This window comes from Vibrio sp. Isolate34 (assembly GCF_022397915.1).
Lineage (GTDB): Bacteria > Pseudomonadota > Gammaproteobacteria > Enterobacterales > Vibrionaceae > Vibrio.
In genome coordinates this window covers 97,518-120,323 of sequence record NZ_JAKEUO010000003.1, presented here as the reverse complement: position 1 = coordinate 120,323, position 22,806 = coordinate 97,518, and the positions used below count along the sequence as shown (strand labels likewise).

Genomic DNA, 22,806 nt, shown 5'->3' with positions numbered 1-22,806 from the left:
CTTCTACAAACTGCGTAGGGTCATAAAAAAGGTGCACTGAATCGGTAGGGATTCTGCTCTCTCGTCATCAATGCAATTAGCTTTCTTAAAAATCATGTTGTTGCTTGGCTTGCGAACGAGCCAAGCAACGTTGTGAGCAATCAAGAAATGACTGCTCAGGAGCAATAGGGTTAGCCGATGAACACTAACTTGGCGATGAAAATAGCCGCTAGGAAGTACATCGAGATAGACACATCTTTGGTTTTACCTGTCGCCAGTTTAAGCACTGTGTAGGTAATGAAACCCAGTGCGATACCATTCGCGATAGAGAAGGTCAGTGGCATCATCAGTGCTGTGATTGCAGCAGGTGCGCCGTTGGTAAAGTCTTTCCAGTCAACGTGCTGCATACTGCTCATCATCACGAATGCAACGTAAATAAGAGCGCCAGACGTTGCGTAAGCTGGGATCATGCCTGCAAGCGGTGATAGGAAAATTGCCGCTAAGAACAATACACCAACCACGATTGCTGAAAGGCCAGTACGTGCGCCTGCTGCAACACCGGCTGCACTCTCTACATAACTGGTTACTGGCGGACAACCCACACATGCACCTGCCACGCTTGAAATACTGTCGGCTTTCAGTGCTTTGCTCAGGCCTTCAATCTTACCCGTTTCAGGATTGGTCAGATTTGCACGCTCAGCCACGCCCATTAATGTACCGGCGGTATCGAACATGTTTACAAAAAGGAAAGCCAAGATAACGCTGATCATCGATACATTCAGTGCACCCGCGATATCCATTGCCATAAAGGTAGGAGCTAGGCTTGGTGGCGCAGCGAAGAAGCCATCGTAGTGAACTAGGCCAAGCATCATGCCGACCAGCGTTACACTCAAAATACCGATAAGCACCGCGCCAAACACTTTACGCTCACTCAGAACCGCAATGATCAAGAATGCAATCGCAGCAAGCAGAGCTTCTGGTTTGGTGAAGTCACCTAGTGAAACCAAAGTTGCTGGGTTTTCGACGACGATACCCGCTGTTTTTAAGCCAATTAGACCTAAGAACAGACCAACACCCGCAGTCATGGAATAGCGTAAGCTCTCAGGAATACTCTCGATGATCCATTGGCGGACTTTGTAGAAACTCATCCCGACAAACAAGATACCGGAGATAAACACCGCACCCAGCGCCACTTCCCAGCTGTAACCCATCTCGCTTACTACTGTGAACGAGAAGAACGCATTCAAGCCCATACCCGGTGCAAGGCCGACAGGCCAGTTAGCAAATAAGCCCATTAACAAACAACCAATCGCGGCACCAATACAGGTAGCGACAAATACTGCCCCTGCATCCATGCCTGAAGCGGCCATGATTTGTGGATTAACGAAGATGATATAAGCCATGGTCGCGAAGGTGGTGACACCGCCGACTAACTCATTTTTTACGCTGCTTCCGTGTGCCTTAATCTTAAAGAGTTTCTCTAAAATTCCGTTGTTCGCATCTTGGTTGAGTATTTCTGTTTTACTCTCACTCATGTCTGCAAGTCCTTTTATGTTGTGATCCATTTATTGAATACAGCGAGATTTCAATATTAAGTTTTAAGGTTTTCCTAGCCGTTATTTCTCTAGTTATCTGTTCTCTAGTCATCAACTTCTAACTAATAACGTTGTTAGTATTTTTATATGAGCGTGTTTAGTGAGTGCACACCTTTTGGGGTGCACACATCACGCATGAATCTGTTTGTTATTGGGTGATTGAGCCTAGATCGGGATTCTAAGCGTCGGGACTAACTGCCCCGATAAGTCGAGAAACTGTATGGTGAGACTAAAAGCGGAACGTGGTAGTGCGCATCGGGATCATCCAAGCCGAAACGAATCACCACATCGTCTAGGAAAGGCACACCATCCAATTCCACACCTTTGCTTTTGTAGTAGTCGGCTACATAGAACACCAATTGATATTTCCCTGGTCGGAAATCATTCCCAGCCAGAATCGGCGCATCGGTTCGGCCATCTGAGTTGGTGAGCACGGTCGCCAGCTTTTCTGTTGAGTCTTCGTTTACCTTATAAAGCTCTACCTTGATCTCTGCGCCAGGCAAGCCGTGTGTGGTGTCTAATACGTGTGTTGTTAATCTTCCCATAGTCCTTTAATAGCGCTTTTGGCGCTCCTCTGTTCCGTGGTTTGTTTGTCCATATCGACCTTGCAAAAGAGTGCAACTGGTCACTTTGTTATCACTAACTATGTACGAACTGTACACAATTAGTAAAGCGAATTGTTGGAAAAATGTTAACTATTGTGTCTTTTTTTCTGACTTTATAGATCCTAATTATCGTTTTTTGGTGAGGTTGTGATTTATTAAGTTGTTGTTTTTAAATTGTAAAAACATCTAAATTTAACTTGAATAACAAAATCTTTACATTGAGATAAATAATTGTATACAATAAATGTACAGGGGTAAGGTTGCTCGGTTTTGAAATAACCAATAGCGGAATCACCAATAGAAGAATCATATTGATGAACCAGCTAAACAGCGGCTAAGCCAACCACTTATGTTAGGAGTACTTGGATGAATAAGGATTATTCAAGAAATTTGATCGGTTACGGAGCTAACCCTCCAAACCCTCAATGGCCAGGTAATGCGCGCGTCGCGGTTTCTTTTGTATTGAACTATGAAGAGGGCGGTGAGCGTTGTTTGTTACATGGAGACGACGAATCTGAAGCCTTTCTCTCAGAGATCCCGTCAGCACAGCCGATCAAAGGCGAACGTCACATCAGCATGGAATCCATCTATGAGTATGGTAGCCGAGCGGGTGTGTGGCGTGTTCTTCGCTTGTTTGATGAATATGAAATCCCACTGACTGTGTTTGCGGTCGCTATGGCAATTGAGCGTCACCCAGACGTAGCGAAAGCCATGGTCGAAGCGGGTCACGAAATCTGTAGCCACGGTTATCGCTGGATAGACTATCAATACATTGATGAGTCAGAAGAGCGCGACCACATGACCAAAGCGATTGAGATCATCCAACAAGTGACCGGTCAGCGCCCACAAGGTTGGTATACCGGTCGAACGGGGCCAAATACTCGTCGTTTAGTTGCAGAAGAAGGTGGCTTCCTTTACGACTCAGATGCCTATGACGATGACCTGCCTTATTGGCACACCGAAACCGGTCAGCCACAACTGGTGATCCCTTACACACTCGATGTAAACGACATGCGCTTCTCAACCGCGCAAGGTTTCAACTCGGGTGAGCAGTTCTTCCAATATCTAAAAGACACGTTTGACACCCTTTATATGGAAGGCGAAACCGCACCGAAAATGATGTCGGTTGGGTTGCATTGTCGTCTTATTGGTCGTCCCGGTCGTATTGCTGCATTAAGACGTTTCTTAGATTACGTCAAACAGCATGACAGCGTGTGGCTATGTCGCCGAATCGATATCGCGAACCACTGGCACCAACATCACCCATACAACGAACAACAAAATTAGAACGAACAGCAAGGAGGCTTAACGTGACTGAATTTCGATCTTGCCAACCAACAACCATGAGCCGTGACACTTTTGTCGCGCACTTTGCTGATGTGTACGAACACAGCCCATGGGTTGCTGAGGCGGTGTATGACCAAGGTTTGAATGCCGAAGATGATCATATTGAGAATCTTCATCTAAAAATGGCATCAACCTTGTTAAATGCCGACCAAGGCAAACAGTTGGCTTTGATCAACGCTCACCCAGATTTAGCAGGCAGAGCAGCAGTAAACGGCGAACTTACTGAGTCGTCGACCAAAGAACAAGCGGGGGCGGGCATCGACCAGTGCAACGCCGAAGAATTTGAAAAATTCACTTCTTACAACAACAGCTACAAAAGTCGCTTCAATTTCCCTTTTATCATGGCGGTGAAGGGAGCCAATCGTTACCAAATTCTTGAGTCGTTCGAGATGCGATTAGGAAATGATAGTGAAACTGAGTTTGCTACGGCGATTCAAGAGATCAACAAGATCGCGATGTTTCGTCTCTGGGATATGTAAGTTAACGGAGTTGACAGCTATCTCAGCCCAGTCTTAGTGCGCTAAAGGTTTGATTTGTCAGAGACTTATTTATCAAAGCCTTATTGAATAAAGCCCGAGCCACTAAGTTCTCATTTTATTATTACTTGATTAATTTCATAGGATTACACGGACATGACCCATAAATTTGAACAGTACATAAACCTTGCAGACGAAAAACTCGGTGCAGAAGCTATCTTCGCAACCGACGATTTTTTCGCAGATAAAAGCCGTCTACTCAGCCACGCAGCACCAGAGTGGAAAGACGACTTATACGATGATAACGGCAAGTGGATGGACGGCTGGGAAAGCAGACGCAAACGCGGTGAGGGTTACGATTACTGTGTCGTTCGCCTTGGCCTAGCTGGCACCATTGCTGGCGTTGATATTGATACCTCATTCTTCACAGGTAACTTCCCACCTTCGGCATCAATTGACGCGTGTTATTCACCACAAGGCGAGCCAACAGACTCAACAGAGTGGCAAGAAATTCTGCCTTCAATGGCACTACAAGGTGATCATCATCATCTTGAAGACATCGAAAGTGACCAAGTATTTACGCACCTACGTTTGAACATCTACCCAGACGGTGGTGTCGCACGTCTACGTGTTTATGGCCGACCAAGTGTTGATTGGGACGCAATAGACTCTCAGCAACAAGTCGACCTAGCAGCCGTTGAACACGGTGGCCGAGCACTCGCATGTAGCGATGAGCATTACGGTAACAAAGCCAACATCTTAGGCCCAGGCCGCGGTGAAAACATGGGTGATGGCTGGGAAACAGCACGTCGTCGTACACCGGGTAACGACTGGGTAATCGTGGCACTAGGCCATCCAGGTAATATCGAACGTATCGTTGTGGATACGGCACACTTCAAAGGTAACTACCCAGACAGCTGCTCAATTCAAGCGGCTTACGTGAAAGGTGGTACCGACGATCAAGTGGAAACACAAAGCCTATTTTGGCGTGAACTGCTGCCTGCTCAAAAGCTGCAAGCGCACGAGATTCACGAATTCATTTCTGAGGTAAACGACCTTGGTGCGATTACCCACGTACGTGCAAACATATTCCCAGATGGTGGTATCAGCCGTTTGCGTCTATTTGGTACGAAAGCGAAATAGGTAAGGAAATGAGTATGAGTAATGGAATACGTCGTTTATCTATCGAACCGTTAACCAAGCAGGCTTTTGCAGAGTTTGGCGATGTTATTGAGTCCGATAATAGTGATTTCTTCATGATCAACAGTGGATCAACACGTCGCTACCACAAGCTAGCGACAACGGATGTGCAAGACCAAGACGGAGAAGCGATCATCAGCATCTTCCAGGCCACACCGTTGAGCTACCCACTGACCATCGAAATGTTAGAGCGTCATCCACTTGGCTCTCAGGCATTCGTTCCATTACTTGGTCAACCCTATTTAATTGTTGTTGCACCAAAAGGCGATAACCCAACGTTAGCCAATAGCCGAGCTTTCTTGAGCAACGGCCGTCAAGGAGTGAACTATCACAAAGGGGTGTGGCATCACCCAGTTCTCGCGCTCACCGATCAAGACCAGTTCTTGATCGTCGATAGAGGCGGAGAAGGACACAACTGTGATGAAGTTTATTTCGAGAACGATCGAGTGGCATTGCATTTGGACGATCTGCCAACGGAAGACAACAAGGAAGAGCAGCGCTTAGCTAAAGCGTTGTGATACAGGAGTTTATTATGGATCCGCATATTACAGAGTGGTTGAATTTAGCGATTCGCTGGATTCACATGATTGTTGGTGTTGCGTGGATAGGCGCATCATTTTACTTTGTTTGGTTAGAGAACAACCTTAACCGAGTTAACCCTAAAACGGGCCTTTCAGGCGACTTATGGGCGATTCACGGCGGTGGTATTTATCACCTAGAGAAGTACAAACTTGCGCCACCAGAAATGCCAGAGCACCTGCACTGGTTCAAATGGGAAGCCTACTTCACGTGGATCACCGGTGTGTGTCTACTGGGTGTGGTTTACTACCTTAACGCTGAAATTTACCTGATTGCACCGGGCTCTGGCCTTGATTCAACAACGGCAATCGCGATTGGTATTGGTTCATTCGTTGCGGGTTGGTTTATCTACGATTTACTGTGTGACTCGCCATTAGGTAAAACCCCCGTGTTGCTTGGCGTTGTGCTGTTTGTGCTGCTTGTTGCTGCAACCTATGGCCTAACCCAAGTATTCAGTGGTCGTGGTGCTTACATCCACGTGGGTGCCATCATTGGTACCATCATGGTGGGTAACGTATTCCGCGTTATCATGCCTGCGCAGCGTAACTTGGTGAAAGCGATTGAAGAGAAGCGCGAACCGGATCCTGCATTACCAGCGAAAGGTTTACTGCGCTCTCGTCACAACAACTACATGACACTGCCAGTGCTGTTCATCATGATCAGTAACCACTTCCCAAGCACTTATGGCTCGGAATACAACTGGCTGATCCTTGCTGGCTTAGCGATCTTCAGTATCTTAGTGCGTCACTACTTCAACACGCGCCATGGTAGTCAGAAATTTGCATGGACAGTGCCAGTCGCGGCATTGGGTATGATTACTCTCGCGTTTGTTACCTCACCTTACGCGAAAAAACAGATGACTCCGGTTGTGAAAGCGCCAGTGGTTCAAGAAGTGCAAGTGAGCACGACAGAATCGGATCCAGAAGAAATTGCTGCGAATAGCACAGCTTCGGCAACGACTGATGCTCAACAGGCTCCAGCACACGCAACGCAATCTGCGAGCGCAGGCGTCAGCTTTGAAACCATCAACAAAGTCATTCAAGAGCGCTGTTCTGTGTGTCATTCATCAACGCCTAGCCATGCTGCTTTTGCTGCCGCGCCAGGCGGTGTGATGTTTGATACGCCAGAAGAGATTAAAGCCAACGTCCCTAGAATTGTTGCTCAAACGGTAACAACCAAGGTGATGCCGCTCGGCAACATGACTCAAATGACTGATGAAGAGCGTGCACTCATCGGCACTTGGGTAGAGCAAGGCGCTACGCTTCAATAACCGTACTTTTCAATAACAGTTCTCAGCATCCTTTACCTAAGAGCATGAGTCTTAGGTGAGGCTTGGGGAGAGTTTGGTTTACGGGCACGCGCCAAACTCATCCCACCCTGTTTCCCCGGTTCCTATAACCGGGGCTTTTTGTTTTTGGATAATATGAATTCATAAATATCATTTTATTTGCTGAATGAGTATGCATGCCTGTTTAATGTTCTTGGGGCTAAATTTACCAATACTGCTGATTCTATTTGGTAGTGGTAGGTGACCCCGAGATACCGCTCAAGGCGCCAACGCCAATTCTTGGTGCTGTTTTTACTTTCCCCTTACACTCTTTTCTAATATCGAACCTAGTATCAAATTACTCTTTGTCATACAGGCAAGTAACTCATTATGAAGCACTTCTTCGATAGCGAACTCATGCTCTCTAGCTCCTTGAATTTCGTTTTGCTATCCCTTGGGCTAACGCTCCTCTTACATATTCCAATCTGGTGTGGCTTCAACTTGAGCCGACGCAAATGGAAATTGATGGACTATTTGTGGCCTCTGCTAGCGGGTATCGGCATGCTGGGTGCGGTGTCTGAAATTCGGGCATCGGTAGCCGGTGATTGGGTCGAGACAGAACAAACCAGAGCCGTCACTATTTTAGAGTCGATTCAACAGTTCTCCTTGGATAAATTAAGAAGCGACATCTGCACAGGTCAGCCATCTTTAGACGCTAATGGACAGCACCATGAGGCATGTTTGTGGTATTTGAACACGGCTATCACATTCAAAGATGTCGATTTCACTCTGTTGCCCAACGCCGCCGATTTCACGGTTCCTGCGCCTAGCGTATCGCTGGTGGAAAGCGACGCCGTGTGGGTGAGTGGCATGCTGAGTCAGTATGAAAAACAGAAGAACCAATACATTAAAACCAGAGAAGCACAGGTGAAGCAGCCATTAGAAAGCATCTTCTGGTATGTGAGTCCTTACTTAGTCTGTTTCGCAATTGCGTTGCGTTTGACGAAAGTGACCGCAGAGCTCAAATTAGATAAATGCGCAAATAATTAGTTCGACAAAGACAGCGCGAACGACAGTAAGATAGGCAAAGTGACAACACTCAGGAAGTTGCCGAACAACACCATAGACGCGACCTTAGGTGGCTCGACATTGAACCTTTCTGCAAACAAGTAGTTCATCACGGCGGGTGGCAACATGGTGAACAGCACCATCATTTGTAGATGTAGCGTAGGCAGCGGGATAAAGAAGTAGATGATGGTAAAGGCGATGGCGCCAGTAAACAGCGATTGAGTAGTGCACAACAAGCCAACTTTTAATCCGCTCAGCCTCAAGTTGACCATTTGCGATCCCAGCGACAACAGCATGATTGGCACGGCTGCCTGCCCAAGCAGCGAAGTGGCTTCGTAGATTGGATTCCACACCGCAATGCCAGACAGGTTCAACGTCATCGCTAATGCGGCGGCTAAGAAAATCGGCATCTTGAGGATCTGTTTGATCGGATTACCTTCGCTTAGTAGCGCCAAACCGACACTAATGTGCACACACGCCGATACCACAAACAGTAATACCGCAGGGGCCAATGCGCTCTCACCAAAGGTATAGGTGAACAGGGGAATCGCGAGGTTGCCACTGTTGCGGAACATGTGTGGCGGAGCCCAAGCTTTGAAGTTGAGCTTAAAGATCTTACAGATTGGAATCATTAACAATGCTGGCACTAACACCGCCACCAAAGAGGCAGAGATGAGTGGCAGTTGCTCGGTGTCGAGGGGCATGGTGGTCAGCGATGCAAACACCAAAGCAGGAATACAAACATCCATGTTGATGCGATTGATCGGTTTGAAATCGGGTTTGAGCCAACGACCGACCGCAAAGCCAGCACTGGCTAAAGCAAAAACGGGAAACAGAATGCTGACGACCTGTTCGAACATAGGATTCCTTTCTAGATTGAGTGCTTCCATTTAGCTGAGAAACGAATGTTTTAGAGAGACGCTAAAGTGAAGTGTGGAGTCGAGATGTATAAACATTAACCTATCAATATAATGACTTGGCGTCACCGAAGATCGTTGTTTGTGAACGGTTAATTTATGTTTCTTTGAATGAAGCACAAAAAAGACCAGCAGCATCAGCAACTGGTCTTTCAAGGCTAGATAAATCTGGACGGATTTTTAATTAACGACGGCTGCCGCTGTCTAGCGATTGTTACTCGGTTTTAAGGCTAGCTAACGAGCTTTTGGTAGTCTTTGAAGTTCACATCGTAGGCTTTCTCGCCGTAGATGTAAGTCTCGCTGACGGTTCTGTCGTCGCCCAAACTCATTAGCACAAATAGCTTCTCTTCAAGCTTGGTTGCTTGCTCCATTCTAAAGCGCATCAATTGTGTGGCGTGTAAGTCGAGTACCACGAAATCGGCTTCTTTACCGACTTCTAAGTTACCGATCTTGTCTTCTAAATGCAGGGAGCGTGCGCCACCTAATGTTGCCAAGAACAGCGATTTGGCTGGGTGCAGCTTCTTATGTTGAAGCTGCATGATCTTGTAGGCTTCACTCATGGTTTGCAGAATCGAAAAGCTGGTGCCTGCACCGACATCAGTCCCCATACCAACGCGAATGCCGTGCTCTTCCATTTCTGGTAATCGGAATAAACCTGAGCCTAAGAATAGATTTGAGGTTGGACAGAAAGCAATGGCAGATTCAGTGTCCGCTAGGCGCTTACATTCGCAGTCAGACAAGTGAATACCATGGGCGAATACCGAACGTTTGTGCAGTAGGCCATAGTGGTCATACACATCTAAATAGCTGTCGCGCTCTGGGAACAGTTCTTTTACCCATTCAATCTCTTTCTCGTTTTCAGAGAGGTGCGTGTGCATGTATACATCAGGGTACTCTTCAAGAAGTTTACCAACGGTGGCCAATTGCTCTGGTGTGCTGGTTGGCGCGAAACGAGGTGTCACGGCATAGAGCAAACGGCTGCGGTTATGCCATTTCTCGATGAGTTCTTTGGAGTCAGCGTAGCCAGATTCTGGGGTGTCGGTGAGGTAATCAGGCGCGTTGCGATCCATCAATACCTTGCCTGCGATCATACGTAGGTTGCGCTTTTCCGCTTCTTCAAAGAACACGTTAACAGACTCTTTGTGCACCGTGCCAAAAACCAGTGCCGTAGTCGTACCGTTGCTTGCTAATTCGTCTAGGAATAGCTTTGCTACTTTATGTGCATAGACTGGGTTTTTGAAGCGTTTTTCTTCTGGGAAGGTGTAGTTCTCTAACCAATCGAGTAGCTGCTCACCGTAAGACGCGATCATCCCCGTTTGAGGGTAGTGGATGTGCGTATCAATAAAGCCAGAGGTGATTAGCTTATCTTTGTATTCTTTTACTTCGAGTGTTTTAGGCTGGCGAGCCAATACTTCATCGGCATGGCCTAAGTCGACGATGTGGCCGTTTTCAACCACTAAGACACCGTCTTCAAAATAGTCGTAAGACTTATCGATACCGACGTCTTTTGGGTCGGCTACGCTGTGTAAAATACTGGCGCGATAAGCTTTGCGTTGCGTTGTCATGTTTACTTCCTTTTAATGACTTCAGCGACGTTATGGCCACTGAAGCTTTGCGACTTTTATTAGGCGATCTTCTCTTCCAATGGTGGTTCGCCTACATCGCTTGGTTGACTGTGTTGATCGGTCAAATCCTGATTTCGATATTGTTTGGTCGGGCGCTTTTGTTCAAGCGCTTGGCCTTGATAGTGTGCGATCAGTTCACCCGCAACCGATACCGCAATTTCAGCCGGATGTTTGCCATTCACGGCGCTAATGCCTATCGGGCAAATCATGGTTTCGATTTGTTCTTGGCTGTAGCCACGTTGCTCTAAGCGGAAGTCGAACTTCTTACGCTTAGTAAGCGAGCCGATCATGCCGAAGTAACGGCTGTCTTCACGGTCGATAATGGCTTTCGTTAAATCGAAATCGAGCTGGTGGTTGTGGGTCATCACTAGGTAATAGCTGTTCGGCGGCATGTGTTTCACTTCGCCGACTGGATCGTCTGAGACAAGCTGTTTCACACCGTGAGGAAGCGTGTCAGGGAACACTTCTTCACGTTCATCAATCCAGGTCACACGGAAGGGTAGGGTTGCGACAATGTGCAGCAGCGCCTTGGCAACATGACCAGCGCCAAATAGCACGAGGTGGTTCTGTTGAGTGCCAATCGGTTCAAAGCTTAATGTTGCCATTCCGCCACAACACTGGCCTAAACGAGCACCTAGGTTAAAGCGCTCCACTTTGAGTGATTTTTCGCTGGCAATCAGCATTTCACGCGCCATTTTAGTAGCCACATGTTCAAGGTGACCACCACCAATCGTGGCAATGATTCGGTCACGAGTGACAAGCATCTTGGTACCCGCATCACGCGGCACTGAGCCTCTGTCTTCAAGTACTGTCACCATGACACATGGCTCGTAGTTCTCTTCCAGTTTTGCCAGTTCGTGAATCCAATTATCCTTAAACATATGTCCTCCTAAATCCCTTCTTTGCTTCCCTAGCTGCCTATTGGTATCTTAGATACCTATCAGCCTTAAGCCGTTTCTGATTGAGCATCGACCGAGGTCGGAGCCGTTTCAGTGACTTCCTGAATCGCCATCAGAATACGCTCTGGCGTTGCTGGTGTGTTGAGCTTAGGAATCGCGCCATCGACAGCGACATAGCTAATCGCATCTTTCAGTGCGCTCCATACCGACATACCCAACATGAAAGGGGGCTCACCCACGGCTTTCGAGTTGAAGACGGTGTCTTCTGGGTTGCTGCGGTTTTCCAAAAGGTGCGTTCTGAAATCAATCGGCATATCAGCAATCGCAGGGATTTTGTAACTCGCTGGGCCATTGGTCATTAAGCGGCCTTGTTGGTTCCAAACCAACTCCTCCGTCGTTAACCAACCGACACCTTGCACAAAGCCACCTTCGACTTGGCCGATATCAATCGCAGGGTTCAATGAAGCGCCTACGTCATGCAGAATATCGACACGCAGAATCTTGTTTTCGCCGGTTAGGGTGTCGATGATAACTTCTGAACAAGAGGCACCATACGCGTAGTAGTAGAACGGGCGGCCGCGCGCTTTCTCGTGATCGTAATAGATCTTTGGAGTGCGGTAGAAGCCGGTGCTCGATAGCGAAATTTGGTTAAACCATGCCAGCTCAACGAATGAGTCGAAGGTCATGATCTCATCGCGGATCTGCACCATGCCGTTCTTAAACACCACCTCTTCAGGCCACACTTTGAAGTGCGAAGAAGCGAAGTCTATCAGGCGCTGCTTAATGGTTATTGCTGCGTTTTGCGCGGCCTTACCGTTGAGGTCGGCGCCCGATGAGGCTGCGGTTGGTGATGTGTTCGGAACTTTGTCTGTGTTTGTAGCGGTGATCTGGATACGTTCGACATCGACTTGGAACTCCTGTGCAACGATTTGTGCCACTTTGATGTTCAAGCCTTGCCCCATTTCCGTACCACCGTGATTCAAATGAATACTGCCATCGGTGTAGATATGGATGAGCGCACCTGCTTGGTTCAAGAAAGTCGCAGTAAACGAGATACCGAATTTCACTGGCGTGATAGCAAGGCCTTTCTTCAAGATTGGGCTTTGCTTGTTGAACTCAGCGATTTCTTTACGACGTGCGTGATAGTCACTGCTGCGTTCAAGCTGTTCGGTTATCTCAGGTAAAAAGTTGTCTTCAACGGTTTGGTAGTAATGGGTCACGTTACGGCCTTCTTCGCCGTAGTAGTTCGCCTTACGTACTTCCAAAGGATCTTTTTTCAGGTAACGCGCAATCTCGTCCATGATATGTTCGATGGTCATCATGCCTTGCGGGCCACCAAAGCCACGGTAAGCGGTATTCGATGCCGTGTTGGTTTTGCATCGATGACCCACTACAGTTGCATCACCTAGATAATAGGCGTTGTCTGAGTGGAACATCGCACGGTCGACAATAGAGCTTGATAAGTCTGGAGAGTAACCACAGTTACCTGCAACGGTAATATCGGCACCTTGAATCACACCATTGTCGTCAAAACCGACTGTATATTGGTTGTAGAACGGGTGGCGTTTACCGGTTTGCTGCATGTCTTCGTTACGCAGTAGGCGCATTTTGGTAGGTCGGCCTGTGAGATGAGCAATTACCGCGGCCATACACGCTGGAGAAGCTGCTTGAGTCTCTTTACCACCGAAACCACCGCCCATACGACGCATATCAATCACGACTTTGTGCATCGGTACGCCAATCACTTCCGCAACCAGCTTTTGAACTTCGGTCGGGTTTTGAGTCGAGGTGTACACGATCATGCCGCCGTCTTCGGTTGGCATTACGCTACTGATTTGGGTTTCTAGGTAGAAGTGTTCTTGTCCGCCGATCTCTAGGTCGCCAGAGATTACGTGTTTTGCTTTTGCCAGTGCGGCTTTCGAGTCACCACGTTGTTGAGTGTGGCTTTCTGTCACGAAGTGCTCTTTTGCCAGCGCTTCTTTCACATCAAGAATGGCAGGAAGCTCTTCGTATTCAATAATCGCAGCGTGTGCGGCTTTGCGTGCGGTTTCTAAATCGTTGGCTGCTACCGCAATCACAGGTTGGCCGTAGTATTCTACTTTGCCGTCTGCAAGCAGTGGATCACCCGGTAGGATGGCACCGATATCCAGTTCACCCGGAACGTCTTTGGCCTGAATGGCAATCGCCACGCCTTCGAATTCGTAACACGGTGATAAATCTATCTTGGTGATGTTTGCGTGCGCTTGAGTGCTCAGGCGTGCGTATACGTGCAGTTGATTTGGGAACTCTAGGCGGTCGTCAATATATACCGCTTCGCCCGTGACTTGCTTGGCTGCACTGTCGTGTTTAACGCTTTTACCTACGCCAGTTTTTAGGTCTTGCTTTGCAATGGTAACCATCTCTTCGTGGGTCATCGCATTGCTCTTGTGAACAGAGGAATTTGATTTAGACATAAGACGTTACCCTTGTTTCGATTTGGTTGTTTTTGTTCTGTTGTTCAATGAAGTAGCGACGCAACATATTTGCTGCCGACAATGAACGGTATTCTTGGCTTGCACGGAAATCGGATAGCGGTTCAAAGTCGTTATACAGTTCCTGCATCGCTAACTTAATATTAGCGTCTGTCCACGGTTTGCCTAATAACGTGTTTTCACAACGCGCCGCTCGCTTAGGCGTTGCAGCCATACCACCGAAGGCGATACGAGCGTAAGAAACCTTGCCATCTTCAATTTGAATATCGAACGCACCACATACCGCAGAGATGTCATCGTCTAAACGTTTAGACAGTTTGTATGCTCGGAAGCTGTCGTTAGTTGGCTTGGGAATGATGATCTGTTCAATGAACTCACTCTCTTTTTGCGCCGTCACCTTGTAGCTGATGAAGTAATCTTCAATCGGCATGGTGCGTGACTCATCGCCACAACGAAGTTTGATCTTTGCGTTAAGGGCAATCAGCAGAGGAGGGGTGTCACCGATAGGTGAAGCATTGGCAACATTACCGCCAATGGTGCCTTGGTTACGTACTTGCAGGGAAGCAAAGCGGTGCAGTAGCTCACCAAAATCTGGGTAGTGTTTTTTCAGTAGTGCGTAAGAGTCACTGATTGGAAGGTTGGCACCAATGATTAAGTCGGTGTCGGTTTCTTCGCATACCTTCATGTCTTCAACAAGGTTTACGCTGATTAGCGTTTCAATCTCACGATGGAATTGAGTCACTTCCAACGCTAAATCCGTGCCGCCAGCAACCAACTTCGCGTTCGGATGCGCTTGAAAAAGCTTGGCCAGCTCATCGGTGCTTTTCGGGGAAAAAGCGGTAAGGTGACCAAGGCGTAAGTTAGCTTCAGTGTCTTGAATATCTTCTAGCTTCTTGATGGTGTTGCGTTCAAGTTCAGCGAATTGGTCGATCAAAGGTTGGTCTGTTGAAAGCGACATCGCAGCATCAACAATTGGTCGGTAGCCAGTACAGCGACATAGGTTACCCGCCAGTGATTCCATGACATCTTCTTTGCTCGCATCGGGTTTGTTCTTGCCTAGCGCAAACATCGACATGATGAAGCCCGGCGTGCAGTAACCACATTGTGAACCGTGAAAATCAACCACCGCTTTCTGTACAGGGTGCAGTGACTTATCTCGGTTTTGTAGATCCTCTACTGTGATTAGCTGTTTACCGTGCAGCGCTGAAACGAACGTAAGGCAAGAGTTCACCGAACGATATTGCAGCTGTCCATCCACCACTTCACCTAAAACGACGGTACATGCGCCACAGTCACCAGACCCACAACCTTCTTTGGTACCTGTTTTATTAACCTTGGTACGAAGGTAGTTGAGCACTGTCATGTTAGGTGACAGATTGTCTTCACGTCTTATTTCCTGATTGAGCAAAAAAGTAATCAAGAGACCTCCTTGTAAATCGACATTGTTCCATGTGTATTCTTTTTGACTTCTAGGTCAATAATTATCCATCCTGACCCTGTGGTCAACTATTTATTTACAAAAATGCAACAACATTGCACTTTGGTGGATTGTGTACAATTTAATTTTGGATGTAGTTGTTTGTTTTGTTTGGATTTAAATTGGAAGTGTTGAGTTTTTTGGTGTGAATGAATTAATGGCTATGTATACAAAATAAAGACAATAATTTTGGCATTAGGGAGTAAATGTTATAGAGGCTAAGAGCACTATTCTGCTCAGAAACGAGAGTGTGTTGAGGTGAAATGAGTCGATCTTCGCTTCTATCATTATAGCGAGGGTATAAAAAAGAGAAGTAATCGCAGAGGCTTACTTCTCTCCCGTCTTGTTAACAAAAAGTTGTTAACTGATAGTTGCCAACAAGAAACTATTAGCAGTTAGTCATTAATAGCTTATAGAAGCGATTATGACTTGTTCTTAAGCAGATCTGAGAACACAACATGCAGGTCGCTCGATGCGGTGCTGCTGTCTAGGTTTAGCTTAGAGCGAATGTGGCTTAAATGCTCTCGCATTAGGTCAACGGCTTGCTCTTCATCTCCAGACTCTATCGCATCAAGCAATCCTTCATGCTCATCTAGAGAGCAGTTTGAGTGGCTGCCGGTTTCGTACTGGGCAATAAGCAGAGAAGTTTGCGATACCAAGCTGCGTTGAAAAGCCAGCAGTGGCGCGTTCTCAGCCATTTCAGCCAGTTTGATGTGGAACTCACCAGACAAACGTAAGCCAGAACCATAGTCACCTTGGTCGAAGGCGCAGTTCTCTTTCGCGACCAGTTTTCTACACTCTTCGATTTGAGCTTTGGTTGCGTTTTTCACTGCAAGTTCGGTGATAGCAAGCTCCATCACTTCACGCGCTTTAAATATCTGTTTGGCTTCGTCTACCGTTGGCGCAGCAACCATGGCACCTCGGTTTGGACGGATCACCACAACTTGTTCTAAAGAGAGACGCAACAAGGCTCGGCGAATGATAGTGCGGCTAACGCCAAAGATTTCTGCTAACGCTTCTTCGCTTAATTTGGTGGCTGGTGGCAGCCTTTGTTCTAGTATCGCGTCGAAGATATGGCAGTAAACAACATCGTCTTGAGTCTGGCCTGTTACTTTTGTTTTTACACCTTTGGAGACAGAATTTTTGAGAGCTGTCATAGAGATAAGGGCCCTTGTTTAGTCGAGTTGGGTTGGTCGAGAATAATTCATGAGTGTTACTCTATATTGTATACATTTATCTATACAATGCCACCGGATGAAAGTGCGATGCACGCTTATTTGTTAATGACTTATAACATTTAGTTTGCAGTGAACTGTGTGCAATCTAAAGCTTTAAGCCATTCTTCTTGAACTAGACGCGATTATCGCCACAGCTGTAGGCGACGATCTGGCTTATTTCGCTCAGGGTACGACCTGATTGCTGCTGCCACTCGTTGAAAGCCTTACTTGCTGCGACTTGTGCTCGTTTGGTGTTACGACCGCTATCAACCACATCGGTACTGCGCAGGTGCGCCTCAACGTCCGAAGATAAGATGAATGTGTCTTTGCCCATTTGGCGCAAGGTGTAAGCACCTGTATTTCCGCCCAAGCGCTTGCCGTGTTTCTTCAGGTAATCCCACAGTTCTGTAATGCGTTCTGATGGCCAGTCGGCAACCATTTGTGAGAAGGAATCCGCTTCACGTTTGGCATTGTGGATCATCATTGCATTAGCCGGGATGGTCATCACCTTGGTGAGGTGGCGAATAATACGTGGATCTTGTGCTTTCTGTTCCCACATTTCATTCGGCAGCATCAGCATCTTTTCGATGTCGAACTCAAAGAACACTTCTTCAAATTGCGGCCACTTCTTTCTCACCACATTCCACGAAATACCACACTGGAATACCTTTTCTGTAAAGGCTGCCAACCAACGGTCGTCGGTGATTTGTGATAACTCGGCTTGTGAAAGAGGCGCACGAACAATCTTTTCGAGCTCTGCTGCGCCGCCTTTACGGTGAGCGGCACGTTGGTAAATGGTGTCGAATTTTTCTTGGGTCATTGGAGGTACCAAACTAAAGCGATTCTTTATGATATGGGGATTAATTTCTATATGAAAAGGAGCTTAAGCCGTTGTCTTCAAATCAAATGAAAGCCAATTAAGAGATCTTTAATTCCATCTGATACAAGGGCCATGTTTTACCATTAAATTCTTTAACGCTTGGCTCTTTGTCGACCACCTCAAAGCCCGCTTTGTCGTAGCAGCGTTTTGCGCCGTGGTTTTGCTTGAATACGGCCAAGGTGATGGTGGTGACATTCGGTATTTCTTTCGCCGCCTTTAAGGCCGTTTCAAGCATCGATTGTCCTAACCCTTTGCCTCGTTGGTTTGGGTGAATAGCAACTCGGCAGAAACGAAGTTCATTGTCTGACATGCGTTGAAATTCCATAAAGCCAAGCAAGTCATTAGTGTTTGAGTCGGCGTTCGGTTCAGAGTATGACTTAGATGCAGAAAAGGTATAGAGCTCGACATGGGGCTCTTGAGAACGTTCGATGATGGAAGAGGCTTCTAACGGCCAACCAAAGGTTCGTCCTCCCCACAGTACGTAGTCTTCGAGGGATGTGAACCAAGTGACGATCTCGTCGGCGTCGGATGCTTTAAAGCGGTTTATTTCCATATCCTTGTCTCTTCCTTATCGTGTGTCTCTTTTTCTAAACCATTAAACTTCCGTACTCAACTGCTCAAGAAAGCCACGCATATAGTTAGTGCGCTTGTTGGCTTCTAACTTGGCGGATTCTGTATTCATGGTTTCAGCGAGCTTAAACAGCTTCACGTAGAAATGGTCGACGCTGTAATGCTTGTCGTCCAAGTCTCGATGTTCAGCGAACGGGTCTTGATGGTTATAGAGTTCGGCATTAAAGCTCTGACCCACGTACAGGCAACGAGCAATGCCAATCGCACCAAGAGAATCGAGACGATCAGCATCTTGGACGACTTGAGCTTCCAAAGTTTCTGGTGTGATGTTGGCGCTGTAGCTGTGCGTGACAATCGCATGATGGATTTCATCCAGATAGGACGCAGGATAGTCGATAGATTTAAGGAAAGAGATCGCCTTGTCTGCTCCCATTTGCGAGCTTTTGGCTCTGTCTGGGTGGTTCTTCGGGAAGGTGAAGCAGTCATGAAGATAAGCGGCGGGAAGAACGACTTCAAGCTTAGCCTGTTCTTGAACACATAAAGCCTTAGCGGTTTTAACGACGCGCTTAATGTGGCTAATGTCGTGCGCTGCATCTTGTGTCATTTCTCGTTGTGCAAAATCAAGCAGTTGGTCTTCAAACTTTTCCTTCACGCGTCTCTTTCTCCCTATGTAGACGTTAGCAATCTTGCTTATTACGTAGCATATATCCCACATCGACTGTAACAGTTTCAAGCGCGAGTTTTTATCTTTTATAAAAGGAGTACCCACAAAAAACCGACTTTGTGAGTCGGCTTAATAGAGAGGCTTGTTTATGTATTTTAGGACGAGACAGGTAAAAGCGTTATCAACGGTAATCAGAACTTAAGCAGCGGCTTGTTGAAGCTGTGCTAACACATCGTGTAGAGAAGGGCTGATAGTGTGTCCAAGCGCTTTTACTTCTTCGCAAGGCTCAACCAAATCAGGGATCTGGAAGCTGATCATGTTGGCTGCCATAGAAGCGCGAATGCCGTTGTTTGAATCTTCAAACGCCAAGCAAGTTTCAGGCGCAACACCTAGGCGTTCTGCCGCTAGCAGGTAGATCTCTGGATGAGGCTTACCGTGAGTTACTTCGCAGCCTGTGCTTAACGAGGTGAAGTAAGAATCTAGGCCAGCCAACTCAAGCTTCTTTTTTGCAATATCAAGCTGAGTCGAGGTCGCCACCGCGATTGGAATGTCGTTTGATTTGAGCCATTCAAGCAGCTCGATCACGCCGTCTTTTACCGGGATCGCTTGGTTTTTAACGATCGCACTGTAGCGTGTGCGCCATTCGTTATTCAGTGCTGGGTAGTCTAGGTTTTCACCGTAGCCATTTCGAAAAATCTGTTCGATGGTTTTTGCGTTACAGCCAATGATGCCTATGTAAACATCCTGCAAAAACGGAACACCTTGCGCGTGACATGCTTCTTCAAATACCTGCATACAAAGTCGCTCGGTGTCGAGCAGCAGTCCATCCATATCAAAAATAGCAGCTTGAAAATTCATATCTGTGGTTCTTAATGTGTTGTCATCGTAAGGGCGGGTATTTTGACACAGTGTTTTGGGATAGGCGAGTCAGTGTTCAGTAAAAATATGCTGAATTGTCTCGGTAATATGCTTCTGAATGACTTGAAATGTGATTGGTTTTGGTTGGAATGATATCGTTCAGTTATGAGCCTAATCTTTTATAGGTCATCGAGATCTAACAGATACAATTATGACTGTTATACATAACAAATCGAGGTCGGGTGTTTGTTTTACTATTACATTTCATAAACTTACAGGCTTGTTAGCGTGACCATAATCTTATAAAAAACAATTTGCGGTAGCCTTCAATGATAGTGTGACCAAGCAATAAGTAAATGGCTGTGCTTAGAGACAAAATATCATTAGTCCATATTTTTAGCAGGGTTGCTTATGTTGTATTTTGAGTTTCTATTTTTATTAGTCGTACTTTATATCGGGTCTCGGTATGGTGGTATTGGCTTAGGTGTTGTTTCTGGTATTGGTTTGGTTATCGAGGTGTTTGTCTTCAAGATGCCACCAACGTCTCCACCTGTCACCGTCATGTTGATCATCCTCGCTGTTGTGACTTGTGCTTCGATTTTAGAAGCGGCGGGAGGCTTGAAATACATGCTGCAAGTTGCGGAAAGGGTACTGAGAAAGAACCCGAAACGCGTCACCTTGATCGCCCCGTTTGTGACTTATTCGATGACTTTCCTGTTGGGTACTGGCCACGCGGTGTATTCCATCATGCCTATCATCGGTGATGTGGCATTGAAGAACGGGATTCGTCCTGAGCGCCCAATGGCTGCGGCTTCAGTTGCATCTCAACTTGCGATTACCGCATCGCCAATCTCGGCGGCGGTGGTGTATTACCTCGCACAACTTTCAGATATTCAGCATTCCATTACTTTGCTTTCGATTCTATTAGTAACGGTGCCTGCAACTTTGTTTGGTACGCTGTTACTTTCTTTGTACAGCTTGAAACGCGGTAAAGAACTGAACGACGATCCTGATTATCAAGAGCGCTTGAAAGATCCTGAGTGGAAAAAGCGCATTGAAAGCACGACTGCGACCTCTTTAGATGAAGTACTTCCAAGCTCAGCGCGTAATGCAGTCTTGATCTTCCTACTTTCAATTGTCGTGATAGTTATTGTAGCGATGGTGCCAGAAATCAGAACCATCGTAGACGGCGACAAGCCAATAAAGATGTCGGTGATCATCCAAATGATGATGCTCTGCTTTGGCGGTATCATCTTGCTGGCGACCAAAACTGACCCGCGAGATGTGCCAAATGGTGTGGTATTCAAATCGGGTATGGTGGCGGCGATTGCTATCTTCGGTATCGCTTGGATGTCGGATACTTACTTCCAATACGCAATGCCTCAGTTCAAATCGGGCATCGTGGAAATGGTAACCAACTACCCATGGACGTTCGCACTAGCGCTATTCATTGTATCGGTTGTGGTTAACTCGCAAGCGGCGACTGCACGTATGATGCTACCTGTGGGTCTTGGCTTAGGACTAGACCCAGTACTGCTTATCGGCTTGATGCCAGCGGTGTACGGCTACTTCTTCATCCCGAACTACCCATCTGACATCGCAACGGTGAACTTCGATGTGTCGGGCACAACCAAGATTGGTAAGTGGTACTTCAACCACTCATTCATGTCGGTTGGTTTAATCGGTGTCGTCGGCGCATGTTGCTTAGGCTACGCACTGGCTCAGATTTTTATCGCTTAATCTATTAGCTCTTATTTGAAATAGCCAAGACAACAACGAAAAACAGCGCCTAAATTGGCGCTGTTTTTGTTTTAACAGGTTTCGATTATTAGCTTTCAGGGGAGCTATTAACGTGGCTCAAAAGCCAAGGACTGAATCGCTTCTTCAATCGTTAGGAAGTGAATTTTCATCAAGCACACTTCAGCTTTCTGGAACTCGTGATTTCGTATCAGCTTAGTCACGCTTTCTACTGAATACTGCTCAGGTCGTTTTGCTAGAGACAATTGATTTGAGTTCGATTGAAGTGCGTAGCTGTCACCTTCAGAATCGATGAGGTAATCATCTTCACCCAAGATCATGTCTGAGCATTCTGCCTGAAAATCGTTCTCGGATGCGACGTAAATAAGCTCATCATCGCCGTCGAGTTTTACTAAAGATGGCCAACGGATCATTACTGCCTCTGAATCATGTGTGTTGAAGTTTGTGTCGACTATAAACAGTTTTGAAGATTGGGTCATCTATTGTTCTAGCTGTTCAAAACGTTACTTACTTAAAGAGCTACTTGCTCAAAGAGCGGCCTAGCGGTGCAAAATAGCCTTGCATCGCATTGTAGATTTCGTCTCGATGTGCGAGATCTGGATAGAGAGGGAACATGTCTGGCTTGGTGGTGCCGTCAACTAGGTAAGCGTTTTCGATATCTGAGCAGGATTCAATCGCAGATTCAAAAGCGCGAGCCATCATCTCTGTTGGCAATGAGAAGTAACGGGCAGAGGTTGCTTTGTCGGCAATCACGCTTCGAGCCACGTAATCGTGTTTATCCAAATTGTTCTCGCTGAGCAATGTGGTGTCGAACAGCGACATCAGACTCTCGTTTAATGGATGAGGTCGCACCTTTCTATCGTGCAGCCAACAGTCAGTAGCGAATAAGATGTGTTTCTGGGGGCCAGAGGTATCGCCAATCTCAAACGCTTTTTCGGCAATATAGTGGTCAAACGCATGCCAAAATTCATGGGCAAGCGCGCCAGCACCTGCGTTCTTGGCGAGTGCTAACTCTCTTTGGTTGGGCGCATAGTGTGCCTGCACGCCCTTTCTGCCGCCACTGCCGAACGCCAAACCTAATGTGCCACGCAGGCCTATCGCTTCTGGTGGCAGAGCCAAAATATAAGCCAAGTCTGCCAGTGAATCGAATATCAAGTTCGCGGCTAAATCTTTCTCTTCTTTGGTTACCCAAGCGCCCACACGAATACTGCCCATACCGAAGGTCTGTTTGATGTCCATGAAAGACACCTGATCGCCGTGTCGGTAGTCTGGGCCTTTGCGCGTTTTGTATTTAAAGTGGGTTAACTTCAAATGGGTCCTTGGAAATAGATGTAGTTTAGCTCTGTTGTGTGAT

At 46.8% G+C, this 22,806-nt stretch carries 21 protein-coding genes; 7 read left to right on the top strand and 14 right to left on the bottom strand.

The genetic code is table 11. The features are described from left to right. Positions 1 to 170: 170 nt before the first annotated feature. Both L1D22_RS05105 and uraH read right to left on the bottom strand, forming a co-directional pair. The gene (locus tag L1D22_RS05105) at positions 171 to 1,514 is read right to left on the bottom strand and encodes an NCS2 family permease (RefSeq protein WP_017065002.1); all 1,344 of its coding nucleotides are present in this window, start codon (positions 1,512 to 1,514) and stop codon (positions 171 to 173) included. A gap of 251 nt (positions 1,515 to 1,765) precedes the next feature. Next, a complete protein-coding gene (uraH, locus tag L1D22_RS05100) occupies positions 1,766 to 2,119 on the bottom strand; it encodes a hydroxyisourate hydrolase (RefSeq protein WP_061033007.1) in 354 nt (117 codons plus the stop codon). A 426-nt stretch (positions 2,120 to 2,545) separates the two neighbouring features. Between uraH and puuE the strand changes: the two genes are divergently transcribed. From puuE to L1D22_RS05070, 6 genes are all read left to right on the top strand, one after another. Further along, the gene (gene puuE, locus L1D22_RS05095) at positions 2,546 to 3,466 is read left to right on the top strand and encodes an allantoinase PuuE (RefSeq protein WP_239828928.1); all 921 of its coding nucleotides are present in this window, start codon (positions 2,546 to 2,548) and stop codon (positions 3,464 to 3,466) included. Between the two features lie 23 nt (positions 3,467 to 3,489). After that, positions 3,490 to 4,005: a 2-oxo-4-hydroxy-4-carboxy-5-ureidoimidazoline decarboxylase gene (gene uraD / locus L1D22_RS05090; protein WP_239828927.1), complete on the top strand. Its 516-nt coding sequence runs from the start codon at positions 3,490 to 3,492 to the stop codon at positions 4,003 to 4,005. A 153-nt stretch (positions 4,006 to 4,158) separates the two neighbouring features. Next, the gene (alc, locus tag L1D22_RS05085) at positions 4,159 to 5,145 is read left to right on the top strand and encodes an allantoicase (RefSeq protein WP_017069066.1); all 987 of its coding nucleotides are present in this window, start codon (positions 4,159 to 4,161) and stop codon (positions 5,143 to 5,145) included. 14 nt (positions 5,146 to 5,159) lie between these two features. Continuing rightward, positions 5,160 to 5,720, top strand: coding sequence for an ureidoglycolate lyase (locus L1D22_RS05080; RefSeq protein WP_239828926.1), 561 nt, complete (start codon positions 5,160 to 5,162; stop codon positions 5,718 to 5,720). Between the two features lie 14 nt (positions 5,721 to 5,734). After that, positions 5,735 to 7,051, top strand: a complete 1,317-nt coding sequence (locus L1D22_RS05075) for a urate hydroxylase PuuD (RefSeq protein WP_239828925.1) — start codon at positions 5,735 to 5,737, stop codon at positions 7,049 to 7,051. A 522-nt stretch (positions 7,052 to 7,573) separates the two neighbouring features. Then, positions 7,574 to 8,098: a hypothetical protein gene (locus L1D22_RS05070; RefSeq protein ID WP_239828924.1), complete on the top strand. Its 525-nt coding sequence runs from the start codon at positions 7,574 to 7,576 to the stop codon at positions 8,096 to 8,098. Here the strand turns inward: L1D22_RS05070 and L1D22_RS05065 are convergent. The 10 genes from L1D22_RS05065 to L1D22_RS05020 form a co-directional block, all read right to left on the bottom strand. Further along, the gene (locus L1D22_RS05065) at positions 8,095 to 8,976 is read right to left on the bottom strand and encodes an AEC family transporter (protein ID WP_239828923.1); all 882 of its coding nucleotides are present in this window, start codon (positions 8,974 to 8,976) and stop codon (positions 8,095 to 8,097) included. The two genes, L1D22_RS05070 and L1D22_RS05065, sit on opposite strands and share 4 nt — an antisense overlap. A 287-nt stretch (positions 8,977 to 9,263) precedes the next feature. Next, positions 9,264 to 10,598: a guanine deaminase gene (gene guaD / locus L1D22_RS05060; protein WP_239828922.1), complete on the bottom strand. Its 1,335-nt coding sequence runs from the start codon at positions 10,596 to 10,598 to the stop codon at positions 9,264 to 9,266. 59 nt (positions 10,599 to 10,657) lie between these two features. Continuing rightward, on the bottom strand, positions 10,658 to 11,539 hold the full coding sequence (xdhC, locus tag L1D22_RS05055; protein ID WP_239828921.1) for a xanthine dehydrogenase accessory protein XdhC: 882 nt from the start codon (positions 11,537 to 11,539) through the stop codon (positions 10,658 to 10,660). Positions 11,540 to 11,604: 65 nt separating this feature from the next. Continuing rightward, on the bottom strand, positions 11,605 to 14,010 hold the full coding sequence (gene xdhB, locus L1D22_RS05050) for a xanthine dehydrogenase molybdopterin binding subunit (protein ID WP_239828920.1): 2,406 nt from the start codon (positions 14,008 to 14,010) through the stop codon (positions 11,605 to 11,607). Then, on the bottom strand, positions 14,003 to 15,448 hold the full coding sequence (gene xdhA / locus L1D22_RS05045; protein ID WP_065676287.1) for a xanthine dehydrogenase small subunit: 1,446 nt from the start codon (positions 15,446 to 15,448) through the stop codon (positions 14,003 to 14,005). The genes xdhB and xdhA overlap by 8 nt, the downstream gene beginning before the upstream one ends. Positions 15,449 to 15,927: 479 nt before the next feature. Beyond that, positions 15,928 to 16,662 (bottom strand): GntR family transcriptional regulator, encoded by a 735-nt coding sequence (locus L1D22_RS05040; protein WP_239828919.1) that lies wholly within the window; start codon positions 16,660 to 16,662, stop codon positions 15,928 to 15,930. A 193-nt stretch (positions 16,663 to 16,855) separates the two neighbouring features. Next, positions 16,856 to 17,542 carry a DNA-3-methyladenine glycosylase I gene (locus L1D22_RS05035; RefSeq protein ID WP_008221039.1) on the bottom strand — a complete coding sequence of 229 codons (687 nt, stop codon included), beginning with the start codon at positions 17,540 to 17,542 and terminating at the stop codon, positions 16,856 to 16,858. 97 nt (positions 17,543 to 17,639) lie between these two features. After that, positions 17,640 to 18,155, bottom strand: coding sequence for an N-acetyltransferase (locus tag L1D22_RS05030; RefSeq protein WP_123297033.1), 516 nt, complete (start codon positions 18,153 to 18,155; stop codon positions 17,640 to 17,642). 42 nt (positions 18,156 to 18,197) lie between these two features. Next, the gene (locus L1D22_RS05025; RefSeq protein ID WP_239828918.1) at positions 18,198 to 18,824 is read right to left on the bottom strand and encodes an HD domain-containing protein; all 627 of its coding nucleotides are present in this window, start codon (positions 18,822 to 18,824) and stop codon (positions 18,198 to 18,200) included. Positions 18,825 to 19,034: 210 nt separating this feature from the next. Continuing rightward, positions 19,035 to 19,694, bottom strand: a complete 660-nt coding sequence (locus L1D22_RS05020) for an HAD family phosphatase (RefSeq protein WP_239828917.1) — start codon at positions 19,692 to 19,694, stop codon at positions 19,035 to 19,037. Positions 19,695 to 20,105: 411 nt separating this feature from the next. On the opposite strand from L1D22_RS05020, the gene L1D22_RS05015 reads away from it, so the two are divergent. After that, positions 20,106 to 21,434, top strand: coding sequence for an anaerobic C4-dicarboxylate transporter (locus L1D22_RS05015; protein ID WP_239828916.1), 1,329 nt, complete (start codon positions 20,106 to 20,108; stop codon positions 21,432 to 21,434). Between the two features lie 107 nt (positions 21,435 to 21,541). On the opposite strand, the gene L1D22_RS05010 is transcribed toward L1D22_RS05015, so the two are convergent. Together L1D22_RS05010 and L1D22_RS05005 are read right to left on the bottom strand one after the other, a co-directional pair. Next, positions 21,542 to 21,865 (bottom strand): DUF4144 domain-containing protein, encoded by a 324-nt coding sequence (locus L1D22_RS05010; RefSeq protein ID WP_239829032.1) that lies wholly within the window; start codon positions 21,863 to 21,865, stop codon positions 21,542 to 21,544. A gap of 106 nt (positions 21,866 to 21,971) precedes the next feature. Then, complete coding sequence (locus L1D22_RS05005) at positions 21,972 to 22,763, bottom strand: CLCA_X family protein (RefSeq protein ID WP_239828915.1); 792 nt, start codon at positions 22,761 to 22,763, stop codon at positions 21,972 to 21,974. Positions 22,764 to 22,806: the final 43 nt, after the last annotated feature.